Consider the following 17352-nt stretch of genomic DNA (forward strand, 5'->3'; position numbering starts at 1 on the left):
GTCCCCCTGTTAATTCCGTAAATTAGAGAGCTTATCGACATCGAGGCTTTGCTGTCGTCGATAGACTTGAATGGTTAGTGCTAACCCGATAGACACTTCACACGCCGCTAAAGTGACAATGAATAAATACATTATTTGGCCGTCGTTGTTACCGTGAAATTGAGCGGCACCAATAAACAGTAAGACAATGGCATTGAGCATGATTTCTAGCGAGAGAAGAATAAATAATAGGTTTCTGCGCGCTAATACGCCAAAAATACCAATGGTAAAAAGGATAAAACTGAGTAATACGATCCATTGAATATTAATCATAGGCGTTTACTCACTTTTTGTTGTTCATCAGGCATTGTTGTAGTAATTGAATGACGAGTGATGTGAATAGCGCTGATCAGGGCGGATAGCAGCATTAGTGCGGCAAGGACCACCAATAATTTATATGGGCCAAATAATTGCAGAGCCAGTTCTTTTACTGAAAGCGGGGCTGTTACGTTGATGGTCGAAGCGGTTTCAGGAATCGCACTAGGTAAGTTGTTGGTATAAACAATAGCAATAAACTCAATGAGTAAGAGTAATGACAGAATGAGTGGCCCAGCAGCACGTGAGTACATAAATAAATGTGCTTCTTGTTGAATGGTGTGCTTTCCCTGATGAAGCATCATAGTGACAAAGACGAACAGCACCATAATCGCCCCTGCGTAAATAATCACTTGCAGGGCGGCTGCAAACGAAGCGCCAAGTAAAAAAAACAGCACTGCAATCGCCAGCATCATGGTTACTAAGTACAACAGTGCATGAATGATGTTATGCGCTGAAATCGTGAGGATTGCACTTACAATCGCAATGCCAGCAGCGATTAAGAAAAAAGACTCAACTAGGCTTATCATGGCAGTAGGCTCCTGATATTAATGGGAGCTTGTTCATTCAGTGCTTCACCTTTTGTCTTGTTTTTTATGGCTTTTCCGCTAACTTTGTAGAAATTGTAATCGTGGTATTTCCCAGGCCCATCAATCAGTAAATGCTCTTTTTCATACACTAGGTTTTGTCTGTCATATTCTGCCATTTCAACATCTGGGGTCAGTTGAATGGCGTGTGTGGGGCAAGCTTCTTCACAAAAGCCACATAAGATACAGCGAGAAAAGTTAATTCGAAAAGTGCTTGCTATCCAGCGGCCATCTTCTGTTTCTGTTTTTTGTACTGCGATGCAGTCAACTGGGCAGGCAACCGAGCACAAGTTGCACGCGACACACCTTTCATCGCCATCTGGATCTTTGGTTAATACAATTCGGCCTCGGTAGCGAGGGGCTAAATATGGTTGTTGTTCTGGGTATTCAACCGTGTCAGAGCGAGTGAAAGAGTGTTTGAGCACTTTTTGTAATGTTTGCAGTTGGCTTTTCATCTAGGCTCCTTAATTTTTCATCACTACGATAGGGTTGGGTACAGTCGCCATGCGGCGGTGAGAAGTAGATTTAGCAAGGCCAGTGGCAGAAGCACACTCCAACCGTATGCCATTAACTGATCGTAGCGAGGGCGAGGTATTGCCGCTCGTAATAGAATAAAAAATAGTACAAAAAAGCCAGTTTTTAGAATAAACCACAATAATGGCGGGAGCCACGGCCCTTGCCAGCCTCCAAAATAGAGGGTGGTGATCAGTGATGAAATTAAGATCACACCTAAATATTCACCAATGAAAAACATGCCAAATTTCATGCTGGAATATTCGGTATGAAACCCCGCTACAATTTCTGTTTCGGCTTCCGGTAGATCGAAAGGAGCACGGTGGCTTTCGGCAACCCCTGCAACTAAAAAAAGAAGAAATCCAAGAGGTTGGCAGAGAATAAACCAACGATCCGATTGTGCGTGTACGATGTCATTTAAGCTAAAACTACCAGCAAGCACCACAACGCCCATTAGTGATAGCCCCATGAACACTTCATAGCTGATCATTTGGGCTGTGGTTCTCAATGCGCCGAGTAAGGCATATTTACTGTTGGAGGAGAAGCCAGCCAGCATCACGCTATAAACAGACAGAGAACTAATGGCTAATAGAAACAGCAAGCCATTATCAAACTCGACGATTTGTATTCCTGGCGCAAAGGGAATGATGGCAAAGCCGAGCAGCATCATGCTCATTAAAATCATGGGCGCAAGAATAAAAACAACTCTGTCTGCAAAGGGAGGAACCCAGTCTTCTTTGGTGAAAATCTTGATCATATCGGCGACAACTTGAAGCAGACCAAAGGGGCCGACCCGGTTTGGGCCTAGTCTATCTTGCCACCAAGCTAAAACGCGCCTTTCAAGCCACGTAGACCAAGCCCCAGCGAGGAGTAAAACCAGTAAAATGGCCAATGGCATCATCCACTCAATCATCCTTCGCCCCTTGCTCTGCTGCCTGACTTTTAGAGTTAAGAATTAGGATGCAACTTACTTGCCCAAGCTGTTGGTGGTGTTTGAAAGGAAGGATTAATGTGTTTTCTTTGGGTAGATGTGACGGTTGGCATCTCAGAGACAGTGACGTGTTGTTGCCATGTATTTCTACGGTGTCGCCTGCCGTAATTTTCAACGCTTTTGCTTGGTTAGTATTGATGAGTACAAAATCTAAGTTGGTTTGTTGTGCGAGTTCTTGTAATGGTTTTGAGTAAGCGGCCAGTTCATCGTCGGCGTAGATGTTCGCCTTGGATGCTACTTCAAATATGAGGCCTTCAGGATCTATTGGCTTTAGTTTTGGTAATGAGTCAGGCGACGGAAATACTCTGGTAGAAGCTGAAATATTTACGGTAAAGAGCTTTACGTCGGGAAAGGGCAGTTTATTGGTTTCTGATGTCTCAAGCTGTTTATTAATGGCTTGTCCGGAGTTCCATTTGGGTGACCAGACTCCTGTTGGGGCTGTTGCTAGCCCTTCTTGTTGTATTTGACGAATAGGTATGATGCCTTCCATGGAATAGACCAATGGAGACAATTCATCTTGGGCTGGTGGGTATTCTTTCACGTCTTTATCGGCATGAAGCGCGGTTCGGCCCGTAGAACGGAAAGAGTGACGAGCGATAGGAAAATCGGATTGCTTGAGCTGTTCTAACGCATCGATGAGTGTGACTAACGGCGAGAAATTACCGTTGTTCTCTGCCAACCATTCTAAAATCTGCTCAGGTTGATGCAGTTCTGTCAGTTCTTGTAACCATTGCCAACTCTGTTTCCTTTGTTGTATGGCTGGCATGGTCGAAAAAGCATACTGAACTCTGCCTTCGTTGTTCACCCATGTTCCAGAGCTTTCTGCAAAAGAGGGGGTCGGTAAGAGTAAATCCGCCATTTGAGCAGTAGTGGTAAGTATTTGGTCCAAAACAATAATATGCTGGACATTATCCAATAATGGATCGAGTTGCTGGAATGGAATATAGCGATACAGATCCGTTTCCATGACCAGCAGTGTTGTTGGGGGATCTGTTTTTAGCCTGTCGATGAATGCCGTTAAGCTTTGTATAGGGTCGGTGTTGTAAGTTATGCCGATTAAGGCCTGAGCCATACTATTTGCTTGAGATGTCGCACAGTAAAAACGGGTACTTTTTTTATGGTTTGTGAGCTGTAATGCGATTCGTAATCCGGCTTCTAAGAGTTCGGGGTGCTGATGGCTAGTGCCTGTGATGATAAGTGGTCGTTTAGCAAGTAGCAGTGTTTTGGCTATTTCCTTAGCTTGAGTGGAACTGCTTAGGGAGTGAGTATTGTTTTCGTCATTGTGTGTGAGGTCATTGGTAATCGTATTTTTTATGTAGTGTTTAAGGTAGTGTTCAATTTCTAATAAAAGCTTAAGCTGTTTTTTGGGCGGTAAGTTCAGGCTCTGAGTCGAAATATCTGCGAGATCGGTTGAGAAGGCACTAATAATATAAAGTGGTGAACGTAGATCTTGAGCGATGTTTCTTACGGCTTCATCTTGCCAGTGCTTAATACCAAAACCAGCGGCTTTATTCAGTGCTGCATTACGTACCATTTGCCGTATAGAAAGCGCAACTCGCGGAGCCGTGTGGGTAATATCTTCCCCTATAAGCAAAGTGGCATCACATGTTTCTATTTCAGATAAACTACAAGGTGTTAGCGGAGTGTGTTGATAATAGTGAACTAATTTTTGTAGCATGAGTAGCTCAGTCTCTGAGCATCCTACAAAAAAGTCATCAGGCCCCACCAATTTTAATAAAGCGCTGTTATTTTCAAGTAGGCTGCGTCCAGAGCCAACCGCGATAATGCCTTGAGGCTTGGCGGTTAACCAAAGATGTAAGAGCTTCTCGGCTTGCTCTGCGGATAGGACATCTGTGGTTTGTTTTTCATTATTTCGAAGAAGAGGCTTTTCCAGTCTTTGCTGGTGGTTTGCATGCTCATGACCAAAACGTCCTCGATCACACAAGAAATGGCCGTTAATGTCTGGGTTAAATCGGTTACTTATTTTTCGTAAAGAGCCATTACGTTCAGCAGGGTAGGTGTTACAGCCAACTGAGCAATGCGTACAAACAGAAGGTGCGCTTTGTAGATCCCATTTACGAGTGTATTGCTGGCTAAAGGGTTTGTCAGTAAAGACGCCAGTGGGGCACACTTCGGCAAGGTTACCACTAAATGGGTTTTCTAAGTCGCCAGATTCGATAGGTCCAAAGTAAACATGGCTTTTGGAAGCAAAAACATTGAGATCGGTGCCCCCGCAATAGTCGCGATAAAAACGAACACAACGATAACAGCCAATGCACCGATTCATCTCATGGTTTAATAAAGGCCCTAAATATTGATTGTGATGTGTCCGTTTTAATCCGTTATAACGACGATCAGTATGTCGACTAAGCAATGTCATATCTTGTAAATGGCAATCACCTCCTTCTTCACATACAGGGCAGTCGTGAGGGTGATTGGTCATTAGTGCCTCGATGTTAGTGCTTCGGAATGTTTCCGCTCGTTGAGTTTGTAAAGAGAGCAGCATGCCTTCGCTTACAGGGGTCATACAGGACATGATCAATGCGCCTGTTGTGTCTTCTTCGTTGCAGTAACGAACCACGGCGCACTGTCTGCATGCGCCGACTGAGCCTAAAGAGGGGTGCCAGCAGAAATAAGGCAAATCTAAACCAAGGGATAAGCAGGCTTGTAATACATTTTGGTTTTCGTCAACCAGATAGGTTTTCCCTTCAATCACGATGTGGATTTTTTTAGTCATCTTGCCCCCTTTGCTCTGGCTGTGCAGCATGATAAGGGCAGGCTTTTTGTGCTATGTGTGCTTCAAAATCGTCACGGAAGTATTTTAAGGCACTTTGTAATGGTTCTATGGCTCCAGGAGCAAGAGCGCAAAACGTCGTGCCGGGAGCAATAAATGTACATAAATCATCCAGTTGTTTAAGATCATCTGGCTCACCATTTCCTTGCTCTATTTTTTGCAGCAGTTGTTCAGCCCAAGGGAGGCCATCTCGGCATGGCGTGCACCAGCCGCACGATTCTTGTGCAAAAAAGCGCACTAAATTCAGAACCATCGCAATGGGACAAAAACGATCGTCTAATACAGTAATTGTGCCCGTTCCCATTCGGCTACCTTGCTTGGCTATTTCGTCGTAGTCCATGGGAGTATCAAGGTGCTGAGTCAGTAAAAAGTCGGTGGAGCCTCCACCGGGTAAGCAACCTTTAAATTGGAAGCCTTCGCACATTCCCCCTGCGTGAACTTCAATGATTTCTCCAAGTGGTGTACCCATTGGTAGTTCCCATAAGCCTGGCTTATTGACTCGTCCACTGACGCCAAAAATTTTGGTGCCTGCGTCTTCGCATAACCCGAGAGATCGATACCATTCGACACCAAAATTAATAATATGTGGTAAGTTACAGTAAGTTTCGACGTTGTTTACTACCGTTGGTTTACCCCACAATCCAACAACCTGAGGAAAAGGTGGCTTTGCTCTGGGTTTAGCGCGTTTTCCTTCTAAGGAGTTGATTAAGGCGGTTTCTTCACCGCAGATATAGCGTCCAGCGCTGGAATGAATGTGAATATCAAAGCTAAAGTCAGTACCGAGAATATTTTTTCCTAGTAGGTTACTGTCGTGGCACTCTTGCAGGGCATCTTGTAGCCTTTGCTCGGCTTGGTAATAATCGCAACGAAGAAAAATGTAGCCAATGTCGGCATCTAATGTAAATGCGGCGATGATCAACCCTTCTATGATTTGGTGAGGGGTTTGTTCAAGTAACCAGCGATCTTTGAATGCCCCAGGCTCCATTTCATCGCCATTAACGATTAAATATTTAGGGTGAGGAGCATCGTCACCTTGAGGAACAAAGCTCCACTTAAATCCAGTGGGAAACCCTGCGCCCCCTCGACCTCTTAGCTTAGATTGGGTGATTTGCTCTAGTAATACTTTTGGATCTTGCGTTAATGCTTTTTCAAGCCCCTCGTAACCACCATGCTCTTGGTAGTGAGCTAAGCGCCAACAGTTAGGGTCGTTGGTAATGAAGCGAGTTAGTGGTGTTGTTGGCAGTGGGGCAGTCATGATTTGTGCCCTTCTAACTCATTAAGGATTTGTACGGTGGCTTGATCATCGAGTTGCTCGTAGAGGTGCTGGTTGACCAGCATGACAGGGGCTTTGTCACATGCACCTAAGCAAGGTAATGGGATGAGAGTGACACGATGATCGGCGGTTGTTTCCCCTGGTTGGATGTGTAAGGTGCGACTAATACACTGCTGAATAGATTTACTGCCCATGATTTCACAGCTAATGCCATTACAGGGGTGCAGAATAGTGTTGCCGACTGGGGATCGAAAAATGAGGTTATAAAAAGTGGCGACAGAATCAATATCTGAATGAGGGATATTGGTGTATTGCGCTAGTGCATCTATGCAGCCATCACTGATCCAGCCACGGTGTTTTTGCATAATTTTGAGTGCATCAATGGTGATCCCAGACGGATAAGGTGTATGTTGAAGGAGCTTATCAATACTGTATTTTTCAATGTCACTGAGCTCAACCTTGCAGTTGGTTGGTATAAGCTGTGATTCATGAGGCGCTGTCATTGATTATTCTCCTTACTGCTATCTGTCGACATCGGCCATGACAAAGTCGATACTGGCGATGATCACAATTAAGTCCGCGACGAGTAATCCTCGCGCCATGGATGGGATCATTTGTAAATGTGCAAACGAAGGGGTTCGGATTCGAGTTCGATAACTGGAACTGGAACCATCGCTGAATAAGGTATAGCTGTTCATTCCTTTGGTTGCTTCGACAGCAAAGCAGGACTCTCCTCTTGGCATAACCGCTCCCCAACTGACATTAAGAAAATGCTGAATCAGTGTTTCTATATCGTGTTTACTATTGTGGTTTACAGGAGGGGTGGTCGCTGGATGATTGGCTTTATAGCTGCCTTCTGGCATGTTATTGATGCATTGTTGAATAATTCGCAGACTTTGACGCATTTCTTCGATGCGAAGCTTACAGCGGTCATAAGCGTCTCCGTTATTGGTCAGAGGGACTTCAAAATCGTAGTTGTCGTAACCACTGTAAGGGCGTACTTTTCTTAGATCCCAGTTCATGCCTGTTGCACGCAAACCAGCACCAGAAATACTCCATTTCATGGCTTCTTCGGTAGTATATTGACCGATCCCGACAGTGCGTTTTTTTAGGATTTTGTTGTTCATGACCATTACTTCATAGTCATCTAGCCGGCTAGGGAAGTAGTCCACGAATTCTTGCATCATTTTATCCCAGCCTTTTGGTAAGTCTTGAGCTAACCCACCAATACGGAACCAACTTGGGTGCATACGTGCCCCTGTGATGGCTTCGATGATGCTAAATAATTTCTCTCTATCAATGAACAGGTAAAAAATGGGGGATAACTGGCCGGCATCTTGCGCGAATGTGCCAAAAAAGAGCATGTGGCTGAGAATACGAAAGCATTCAGCCAACATGACACGAATGCATTCCACCCGCTCAGAGACTTTGATCCCCGCTAATCGCTCAATGGCCAAAATATACGGAAAGTTATTCATTACGCCACCAAGGTAATCAATACGATCGGTATAGGGAATAAAGCCATGCCAACTTTGGCGCTCTGCTATTTTTTCTGCGCCTCGGTGATGAAAGCCAATATCGGGTACAGCATCAACCACTCGCTCACCATCGAGTTGGAGGGCGATACGAAACACCCCATGAACACTGGGGTGGTTGGGGCCTAAATTGAGGAAAAGGTAATCATTATTTTTGCTGGTTTGCTTCATGCCCCATTGTTCAGGAGAAAAGCGCAGCGCCTGTTGTTCTTTTTGTAGCTTTTGCTCATCAATACTAAAAGGATCTTTTTCAGTGGCTCGGCAAGGAAACTCTTTTCTTAGTGGGTGACCTTCAAAAGTTGGAGGCAATAAAATACGAGTTAGGTTAGGGTGGCCATCGAAAATAATACCAAATAAATCCCATGCTTCACGTTCATACCAGTTTGCTGCTGGCCAAAAGTGGCAAATCGAAGTGATATGCAAGTAAGACTTATCAAGTGCTATTTTCAGTCGTATATCTTGATTGCGATCCATGGAAAGAAGCTGATAAACCACAGTGAAATCTTTAGTGGGTAACTCATCTTTATCCAGTCTTAATCGTTCATCGACGGCATATAAATCAAATAAAAAATTAAATGGTTGAGAAACGTCTTTCAGCAAAGACAAAATCGGAATTAAATCATCAGGTTCAATCCATAGGGTTAAAATTTGATCGCATGTTGGTTGATGAATAAAGCTTTTATCTTGCAGGTAACGTTTGAGTTCTGGTAAGCGGTCCCACGTCCGTTTAGTTTTAGGAGAGAGAGGGTGATTATCTTTTCTTATGGCCTCAGAAGTCATCCGCTACACCTCATCAGGAGGAGTCAATTTATTCTGTTTGGATCGTGATGGCGTTTTTTCATCCCGTAGGCTGCGGCAGGCAAAGGCGTCGATTTCTTCGGGAGTGACTTGCCGATTAAGCGGCCGCCGTTGTTTTGGGTAGCCTTCTTTGATGGCTTGTTGCAATAGGGTTAGGCCATACATTAAAGCTTCTGGTCTTGGTGGGCAGCCGGGAACGTAGACATCCACAGGTAGAAATCGATCGGCTCCTTGCACAACACTGTATACGTCGTACATGCCACCGGAATTAGCGCAAGAGCCCATGCTGATCACCCATTTGGGTTCTAACATCTGGTTATATAGGTGTTGAATAACGGGAGCCATTTTTAAAAAAACGGTGCCAGAGATCACAATCAGATCGGCTTCGCGTGGGGTTGCTCTAATGACTTCTGAACCAAATCGGGCGATGTCATGTCGACTGGTAAAAGAGGTGGCCATTTCAACATAACAGCAAGAAAGTCCGAAATTAAAAGGCCATAACGAATTACTTCGTCCCCATGCGATAAGATCTTCTAACCGAGCCATGAGAATGTTTTCTTCAATCACCTTCTCCATACTCTGAGGTTGGATGGCAATTTCGTCAGGTTTTGTTAATTGCCATCGCATCGTTTCAGGCTCCTTTTTCAGGCTTGCCCCAATGGAACGCGTTTTGTTTGATTTCGTAAAACAGCGCGATCAAAAGGGCAATAATAAAAAAGCTACTGGTAAGAAAACCGGGCCAACCAAGTTCGAGTACTGCTATTGTCCAGAGATATAAAAAAACGGCTTCTATATCAAAAATGATGAATGAAATTGCAACGAGAAAATAATTTACGTTCCAGCGGATATCAGTATTACCTGCTGAAACAATGCCAGATTCAAAAGGGAGCTGTTTTTTGCGATCTGGCACCTTAGGGTTAAGTAAGTGAGATATCCATAACATGGTGATCGTCAGTGCTATTACGGCAATGAAGTAAATCACAAACCCTGTAGAAATCATGGTAGTAAACCTAAACTAAACGGTCATGACCTTCTTCGTACATGGAGTGTAGCTGGATATCAATGGCTTTTAGAATATCGAGTCGGGTAATGATGCCGAGTAGGACATTATATTCATCCACTACTGGGTACAGTTTCGGCTTAGCTCCTGTCATTTGCTGAGCAAGATCCAGCACCGAGCCATCTGGGCTTACGGTGAGAGTCTCCGAACGCATGACATCTTCTACACGGGTGTGAGATTCGTTGAGGTAGGTCGCCTCAAGCATTTTGATTAGGCAGTCTTGCTGGGATAAAAAGCCGATAACATGTCTGTTTTCGTCAATGACTGGCCCACCAATTTGGTTTGATTGAATGAAACGTTCCGTCGCTTCAGCAATGGTCATACTGTATCTAAACGTAACAGGGCGCTTATTCATGTAATCAGAAATCTTAATGGATTTCATATGGCTCTCCTGTATCACAATTAGGGCGCATCCTAATTGGTAGCATAGGGTGTATTCGTTAAGGTTCTTAAGGTGTAATTGATCTTATTAGAATAAACTTAACGAGGTTTTTTCACTTTAAAATAGACGCTTTAATTACAAGGTTAGACCGAATTTCTATTTTTGTAGGAGAAAAATTGAAATTCGATCAAGATATTAAAGTGTTCACCACAAAAGAAGAGCGGTTAAAGGGCGAATAAGAAATTAGGTGAGTTGCATGGCAGTCATGATTTCATCTGGAATGGGTTGTAGTCGCTTTTGTTTATCCATACAGACCATTTCAATATCACCAATAACAGCAGCGCGACTTGAATTTGGTCTCCAGACCTCTTGTCGCCAGAGGGTTTTGTATTTGCCATCTAAGGTCACGGTGGTTCGAATGTCGCACACTTCAGCAAACTCTACACCATCTTGAAAGGTCATGTTGGCTTTATATACGGCAAAGCCAAGACCTTGTTCATTCCACAGCTTAGCAAGACGATCACTGTCAATTACGTGTTCACGGGCACGCTCAAAATATTTTAGAAAGTTAGGGTGGTATACCACTCCAGAATGATCGGTATCTTCGTAATAAATTTGAACTGGGTGGTGGTATATCTTACTCATTGTGTATGCGATCCCTTCGAAAACAAAGCATTAATCATATCTCTCAGGCTAAGGCCGCAACAAGGTGAAACTCACTACTAAGACCACTGTAAATATGGCAGTAGCACTAGGGGGGTAACTCTATGGTGGTGAAGTGTGACATTAAATAAAATGGTTTCTCTCTGAGTATTCACATGGTGAATTTTTATTCTGCTGTTTTAAATATTTTTAAATTATTATTCGATTCATATTTTGAGGTGGTGAGTGCCAATTTTTGCATTATGCCAGTATAAAAAACCACCAATAAATACTCATGTGATTGAATAGGCTTTAATGTTAATGATTTGTTTATTATTTGTGCTTTGAGTCACGTTGAGAGAAAGTCAGTGATAAAGTGCTTAACATTCTCCTTACATTGAGATTATTATTTTGCTCAAGCATTGAACGATCATATATAAAAAGGGAGATTTTAATGCAGTCGTTTGTAGATTTTCTTAATGGGATCATATGGAGCCCAGTACTGATTTACTTGTGTCTAGGCGCAGGGTTGTTCTATTCCATTACAACCCGTTTTGTGCAAGTGAGACAATTTAAAGAAATGCTGAGATTATTATTCTCAGGTAAAAGTTCAGCTAAAGGTATTTCCTCTTTTCAAGCGTTAGCCGTTTCTTTATCAGGACGTGTAGGTACGGGTAACATTGCTGGTGTTGCTGCCGCGATTGGCTTTGGTGGCCCTGGTGCCGTTTTTTGGATGTGGGTTGTTGCATTCTTAGGTGCAGCAACGGCATACACTGAATCTGCATTAGCTCAAATTTATAAAGAAGAAGATGAAGATGGTCAGTTCCGTGGTGGCCCTGCTTATTACATTGAAAAAGCAATGGGGCAAAAATGGTACGCGTGGATTTTTGCTATCGCGACTATCTTTGCTTGTGGTGTGTTACTGCCAGGTGTTCAATCAAACAGTATTGGTAATGCGGTGGAAGCGGCATTTGGCCCAGGAGAAATGATTGAAACGGCTGTTGGTACTTTTAGCTTTGCGAAGATTGCCACAGGCACAATGATTTCTATCATTCTTGGTTTCATCATTTTTGGTGGTGTTAAGCGTATTGCTAACTTCACTCAAGTTGTGGTGCCATTCATGGCATTGGCTTACATCATTATCGCGTTTGTGATTATCCTACTTAATATTGGTCAAGTTCCAGCTATCTTTGCGCTTATTGTTGGCGATGCATTCTCTCCTATGGCGGGTGTCGGTGCAGCAATTGGCTGGGGTGTTAAACGCGGTGTTTACTCTAACGAAGCTGGCCAAGGTACAGGTCCACACGCAGCGGCGGCGGCAGATGTAAAACATCCTGCTCAGCAAGGTTTAGTGCAATCTTTCTCGATTTACATCGATACTTTATTGGTATGTTCTGCGACGGCTTTCATGATTTTAATCACCGGTGCTTATAATGTTCACGGTGGTGGTGAAGGTGTTTTCCTTGTCCAAAATATAGCCGCTGAAATTGGTGCAAATGGCCCTATGTTCACGCAGATGGCGATTGAAAGCACAATGCCGGGCATTGGTAAGCCGTTCATTGCCTTTGCTTTGTTCTTCTTTGCCTTTACTACGATTCTTGCGTATTACTACATTGCCGAAACTAACATCGCGTATATTCGCCGTACGGTGAAGCTACCTGCATTAATGTTTGCTCTGAAAGTCGTGCTAATGGTTTCTGTGTTCTACGGTACAGTGAAAGCCGCTAATTTAGCATGGGCATTGGGCGATGTAGGTGTAGGTCTGATGGCATGGCTGAATATAGTGGGCATCCTGATTATTTTCTTCTTATCTAAACCAGCTTTGAAGGCGCTAAAAGATTATGAAGAGCAACAAAAAGCGGGTGTGACAGAGTATACGTTTGATCCGGTGAAGTTAGGCATTAAAAATGCGGACTTCTGGGAGAAGAAACTGAAAGCCAGTGGTAAACCACATTCTGGTGAAGTGCCTAAAGGTGAGCCTGTAAAACCAGTTGCGTAGATCCCTAGTCAGTTAATATTTATCTAGATGATACAAGCAGCTATATTCTTCATGGGTATAGCTGCTTTTTTACCCTCTTTTTAATGTTCTATTTAAGCTTGTCTTATAAATAGAACATTCTTCTTATGAACTATTGACTCTATCAATAAAACCCTCTAAGACTTAAATCATGATTCTATATATAAACACGATTAATTTACTGATAATATTGTAAATTAGTGTGGGGATTTTTTTACAGGGGTGTTGTACTTTGAGAGTTGTTTTTGCGGTATTGTCGGTGTTGTTTTTTTCTGCTCCTGTGTTTTCTGAGGAGCCTAAGCCTGTCCACCTTATGACTCAAATTTGGCCACCATATCATTACTATGAGCCCGTAAATGGTAAATTGGTTGGGCAAAGCATCGAAGTAGTCGAGTGTGTATTTGAAAAGCTGGCTATTCCGTACGAGATCACGGTATTACCTTGGAAGCGTGCGGAGCGCATGGTAAAGGTAGGTGGCGCTGATGGCTTTTTCTCTGCATCTCAAAGTGATGAAAGGGATCAGTTTGCCCAGCGTTCGGTAGATATTGCTCCTCAAAATTGGGTTTGGTATACGTTGGTTGATTCAGAGATGTATCCTGAAAGAGAAGATTTTAAAGAAAAAGCGAAGGTGGCAGGGGCGCTAGGATCAAATATTCTTTCTTGGTTATATGCTGAAAACTACCAAGTAACCGCGGAAGTGAAAACAACAGAGTCACTTATCAAAATGTTAAAGCTGCATCGAATTGATGCTTTCATGGGAAATGATTTGGTTGTGGATCAAATGCTAGATGAGTATATCGATGAAGGAGAGGTTGTCACTCATTCTGCCATTAGTATGCCTTTAGGGGTTTATTTCTCACACCAATTCCTTGAATCTCGTCCTGACTTTTTGGAACAGTTTAATCAGTTTGCGCAAGAATGCCGTTAGTCGGAGTTGACTAATTTTTGGTATTTTTATTATTTCGTATCTATGATGACAATTAGTTGAATAGAAGGTGGTTGCATTAGGGGTGAAATAAATGGACATTAATAATCAAGATTTGGTTTTTGGGAAAAGTAATCAAATTATTGTTTTTAATGGAAAGAAAGATTTTATTCCTTTAAGTAAGCCATCTGATTCTATCAAAATCTACTTTTGTGGCACTCTATTAGGTGAAAATATTAAAACAATTCATCAAAATACTAAATTTGGTGAATTGTTTGGTCATTTTATTATTTTAATTCATGATGTTAATAACGATGAATTGAAAGTAATCAATGATAGGTATGGAATGCTACCATTCTATTACCATGTTAATCGCGAAAAGATTATTTTCTCACGAACATTAATGGGAATATTTCGTCATGGGGTCACTGCTTATTTAGATGACAGCGCATTAAGCGACGTTGCAGCTTATAACGTTCCATTCTTGGAGAAAACTTTATATAAGAAAGTATCTTCTTTATCAGGAGCTACTCAATTTATTATTGATATTCCGTCTCTTAATATAAAAAAGAGAAAAACATGGGAGCCTGCAAAGCTTTTATATGATGCAGACGTACCATTAGAGGAAGTGAAAGAAGAGTTGCTCGAATTACTACTGGAAGGGGTACAAAAGGCGACGTCAGCGGAGAAAAACAAGGTTGGTGTAACGCTGTCTGGTGGGATTGATTCAAGGGTGTTATTGGCTGCTGGGCTGCATTTAGAGTTAGATGTTGAAGCCTATACCACAGGAATCGAAGGAAGCCGGAGTCTCGCTTACGCCAAAGAGATGTCAAGCCTGTGCGGTGTAAAGCATTTCTCTTATCCTTTAGGTCATCAATTTCACCTATTGTATGGTGATTTAGTTAAAGACAACATGTCAGTCACTGAAGGTATGACGTTCAGTTCGGAAGCGGAGGCTCATTGGCTACGGGACCATATTGAACCTGATAGAGTGATGATGCATGGTGCGTTTGCTGAGCTTTATAAAGTAGGCCACATGCACAATTATCCGCTTCAAAGTCAATTTATACATAACGATCCATATGAAGTGGCACAAAAAATATGGGAACGGTTTTCGAATCGTTATCAATACCGAAAAAAAATATTCTCACAATATCTTCAAACGAATTTAGCAGAACAAGCAAAAGACAATTTGGCTAATATTATATTATCTTACCCTCAAGATATTAAAGCATCGGGTTGGTTACAAAATCTATATATTGATGAACATTTAAGTAAAGTTGCGAGTACATCAGCCCAAATATGGAATGAGCATTTACCCACCTACTTTCCATTTAGTTACCCCCCATTTGTGGATTTACTTCTCCGAGTCAGAGCCGAAGACAAAGTGAAACTTGATTTCCCTAAATATGTTTTGAAAAAGTTGAACCCAATATTGGCTCAGTACCCCGATGCGAATACCGGAACTAAAATTGGAGCACCTTGGTTAATAATTGAAATGATACATATTTATAACGGTATATTTCATCGGTTATTTGGTAATAAGAAAAGGTATGACCATATGGATGTGGTCAGCTGGTTGCAAAATATGTCTCCTTCATTATCAAGTAGACTTAGCCATTTGAATAACTCTCTTTATGATATTCAGTATATTAATCAGTTAGAAGGTGACTTATTTACGAAGAAAAGTCAGCAGAAAGCCGATTGTTTATTATTGCTTTTGATGTTTGATATGTGGCTTAAACAGGGAAAAGTATTGTGTAAAAACGGTTAAGATAATGCCAGTCAGTCGCTGACTGGCATTGTTTAAGCTTGAACTTACGAATTAATGAAGTTTATGCCATTTTTTCTGTTGGCTTCCAGCGTGCTAATTCTGTTGGTAGCTTCACCCCTTGAGAAGAAAGCAGGTTAATTCGAGCTAAGTAAGCTGCACCGTGCATTAAATGTTTCGCCACATCAACCGCATGACGTTGTTGGTAGTCATCCAAGTAGCTGCCTTTTGCCCATTGATTAAAGGCACCCAGAGCAGGCCCAGCCCATACTTGGTAGTCCATTTCTCGGCCTGATTCACCTGTGTTCGACCAACGGCTTGAAAGACCAAGATACCAGCGGAAAATCAGCGCCATTTTACGTTTAGGGTTGCCTTCTGCGCGTTGGATCTGTTTTGGATCGCGTTCATTAAAGTGCGCTACTGTTCCTGCCCAAATGTCATCCAGTGTTGAGCGGAACACTTGAGTTTCCAGCTTATGGCGCTCATCGGCAGGGATGGCTTCAATAGAGTCGTATCGAGTATAAATATCGTACAGTTTGTTGGCACGCATTGGGAATAGCGTACCGCGTTTAACTACTTGCAGTTTCACGCCCATCTCAAACATGTCAGCAGCCGGAGCCATAGTCACGTCTGCCATTTCTGTTGTGGCTAGCAGCTTACGAGTGTGTTCACTGGCGCCTGCTTCCACACACGCTTGGTTGACTGAACCCGTTACAATGTATGCTGCCCCCATGTTAAATGCAGCAAGAGCCGCATCTGGAGTACCTACGCCACCGCCAGCACCAACTCGTAGTGGTGTTTTGAACTGGTACTTTGCTTGAATTTCCTCTTTGAGCGCCAGAATGGTTGGCAGCAATGTAACCAAAGGGCGATTGTCGGTATGGCCACCAGAGTCGGCTTCAGCTGTGATGTCATCGGCCATAGGAACTAATTGTGCCAGCTCCATTTGCTCTGGCGTAATTCGCCCTTCATCAACTAAGGCTTGTAGTATTTTAGCTGGTGCCGGTTCCATAAATTTTTGTGCAACTTCGGTACGACTTACTTTGGCAATGACTTTGTTAGCAATGATGATGTTGCCATGAGCATCGCGACTCAGACCTGCGGCGCGGTAGTGAACAATTTGTGGCGTCAAGCCAAGAAACGCGGAAGCTTCCACAGTATGAACACCATGTTTTAGGAACAGCTCAACACTGCCTCGCTCTAAAGCGGGTTCACTTGGGCTGTGAATTAAGTTAAAAGCATAGGGACCATTTGGCAGCGCCGTTTGAATGCGATTAATGGCTTGTTCAACACGAGATGGAATTAAACCTGCTGCGCCAAAAGAGCATAAGATACCTGCTTGGCCTAAAGCAATGACCAATTCTTCAGAAGAAATACCGTTGGCCATGGCTCCGGCGTAATAAGCGTACTTCACGCCATGAACGCGGCGAAAATCACTGTCGCCTAAGCTTTGAGTCCCTAACGCGGGTGCAAAAGCGCCTACTGGTTGCGCGGTTGAAGCACTGGCATTGTCCCCAGAGGCCAGATCCGCTTGCTGGCTAATGCCTAAGCCTCGCTCCGGGTGATTGATTAAATAGCACGCAAGGCTAAGATCTTTCAGCACTTTTGCCATTGAACTTACATCAAAATGGGTGGTGTTTTCTTCAACTTGCCAAGGCCAAGGCGTCAGTTTCTCGTTGTTTGTGGTGATTTGTGTTGTCATGTTTTTAT

Annotated in this window: 16 protein-coding genes; 3 read left to right on the forward strand and 13 right to left on the reverse strand. The window is 43.0% G+C overall.

Going from position 1 to position 17352, the window contains the following annotated elements; all coding sequences use genetic code 11:
• Positions 1–9 precede the first annotated feature (9 nt).
• The 12 genes from nuoK to MHO82_RS10415 form a co-directional block, all read right to left on the reverse strand.
• Entirely contained in the window at positions 10–312 is a 303-nt protein-coding gene (gene nuoK, locus MHO82_RS10360) for an NADH-quinone oxidoreductase subunit NuoK (protein WP_239183869.1), read from the reverse strand.
• Positions 309–884 (reverse strand): NADH-quinone oxidoreductase subunit J, encoded by a 576-nt coding sequence (locus MHO82_RS10365; protein WP_239183870.1) that lies wholly within the window; start codon positions 882–884, stop codon positions 309–311. The genes nuoK and MHO82_RS10365 overlap by 4 nt, the downstream gene beginning before the upstream one ends.
• Entirely contained in the window at positions 881–1396 is a 516-nt protein-coding gene (gene nuoI / locus MHO82_RS10370; protein ID WP_239183871.1) for an NADH-quinone oxidoreductase subunit NuoI, read from the reverse strand. The genes MHO82_RS10365 and nuoI overlap by 4 nt, the downstream gene beginning before the upstream one ends.
• A gap of 23 nt (positions 1397–1419) precedes the next feature.
• Positions 1420–2367, reverse strand: a complete 948-nt coding sequence (gene nuoH, locus MHO82_RS10375; RefSeq protein ID WP_239183872.1) for an NADH-quinone oxidoreductase subunit NuoH — start codon at positions 2365–2367, stop codon at positions 1420–1422.
• On the reverse strand, positions 2360–5182 hold the full coding sequence (gene nuoG / locus MHO82_RS10380) for an NADH-quinone oxidoreductase subunit NuoG (protein WP_239183873.1): 2823 nt from the start codon (positions 5180–5182) through the stop codon (positions 2360–2362). Before nuoG ends, nuoH begins: the two co-directional genes overlap by 8 nt.
• Positions 5175–6494: an NADH-quinone oxidoreductase subunit NuoF gene (gene nuoF, locus MHO82_RS10385; RefSeq protein WP_239183874.1), complete on the reverse strand. Its 1320-nt coding sequence runs from the start codon at positions 6492–6494 to the stop codon at positions 5175–5177. The genes nuoG and nuoF overlap by 8 nt, the downstream gene beginning before the upstream one ends.
• Positions 6491–7015 (reverse strand): NADH-quinone oxidoreductase subunit NuoE, encoded by a 525-nt coding sequence (gene nuoE, locus MHO82_RS10390; protein WP_239183875.1) that lies wholly within the window; start codon positions 7013–7015, stop codon positions 6491–6493. The genes nuoF and nuoE overlap by 4 nt, the downstream gene beginning before the upstream one ends.
• Before the next feature lie 18 nt (positions 7016–7033).
• Positions 7034–8827 carry an NADH-quinone oxidoreductase subunit C/D gene (gene nuoC / locus MHO82_RS10395; RefSeq protein ID WP_239183876.1) on the reverse strand — a complete coding sequence of 598 codons (1794 nt, stop codon included), beginning with the start codon at positions 8825–8827 and terminating at the stop codon, positions 7034–7036.
• 3 nt (positions 8828–8830) lie between these two features.
• Positions 8831–9421 (reverse strand): NADH-quinone oxidoreductase subunit B, encoded by a 591-nt coding sequence (locus MHO82_RS10400; protein WP_239183934.1) that lies wholly within the window; start codon positions 9419–9421, stop codon positions 8831–8833.
• A 55-nt stretch (positions 9422–9476) separates the two neighbouring features.
• Positions 9477–9845 (reverse strand): NADH-quinone oxidoreductase subunit A, encoded by a 369-nt coding sequence (locus MHO82_RS10405; RefSeq protein WP_239183877.1) that lies wholly within the window; start codon positions 9843–9845, stop codon positions 9477–9479.
• A gap of 10 nt (positions 9846–9855) precedes the next feature.
• Positions 9856–10287, reverse strand: a complete 432-nt coding sequence (locus MHO82_RS10410; protein WP_239183878.1) for a CBS domain-containing protein — start codon at positions 10285–10287, stop codon at positions 9856–9858.
• A 243-nt stretch (positions 10288–10530) separates the two neighbouring features.
• Positions 10531–10932, reverse strand: coding sequence for a thioesterase family protein (locus MHO82_RS10415; protein ID WP_239183879.1), 402 nt, complete (start codon positions 10930–10932; stop codon positions 10531–10533).
• Between the two features lie 451 nt (positions 10933–11383).
• Between MHO82_RS10415 and MHO82_RS10420 the strand changes: the two genes are divergently transcribed.
• The 3 genes from MHO82_RS10420 (at position 11384) to MHO82_RS10430 (ending at position 15645) form a co-directional block, all read left to right on the forward strand.
• A complete protein-coding gene (locus MHO82_RS10420) occupies positions 11384–12928 on the forward strand; it encodes an alanine/glycine:cation symporter family protein (protein ID WP_239183880.1) in 1545 nt (514 codons plus the stop codon).
• 250 nt (positions 12929–13178) lie between these two features.
• Positions 13179–13874 (forward strand): transporter substrate-binding domain-containing protein, encoded by a 696-nt coding sequence (locus MHO82_RS10425; RefSeq protein ID WP_239183881.1) that lies wholly within the window; start codon positions 13179–13181, stop codon positions 13872–13874.
• 91 nt (positions 13875–13965) lie between these two features.
• Complete coding sequence (locus MHO82_RS10430; RefSeq protein WP_239183882.1) at positions 13966–15645, forward strand: asparagine synthase-related protein; 1680 nt, start codon at positions 13966–13968, stop codon at positions 15643–15645.
• Positions 15646–15706: 61 nt separating this feature from the next.
• On the opposite strand, the gene pfaD is transcribed toward MHO82_RS10430, so the two are convergent.
• Positions 15707–17344 carry an eicosapentaenoate synthase subunit PfaD gene (gene pfaD, locus MHO82_RS10435; RefSeq protein WP_239183883.1) on the reverse strand — a complete coding sequence of 546 codons (1638 nt, stop codon included), beginning with the start codon at positions 17342–17344 and terminating at the stop codon, positions 15707–15709.
• Positions 17345–17352 lie beyond the last annotated feature (8 nt).

Source organism: Vibrio sp. Of7-15, assembly GCF_022347565.1.
GTDB lineage: Bacteria > Pseudomonadota > Gammaproteobacteria > Enterobacterales > Vibrionaceae > NORP241.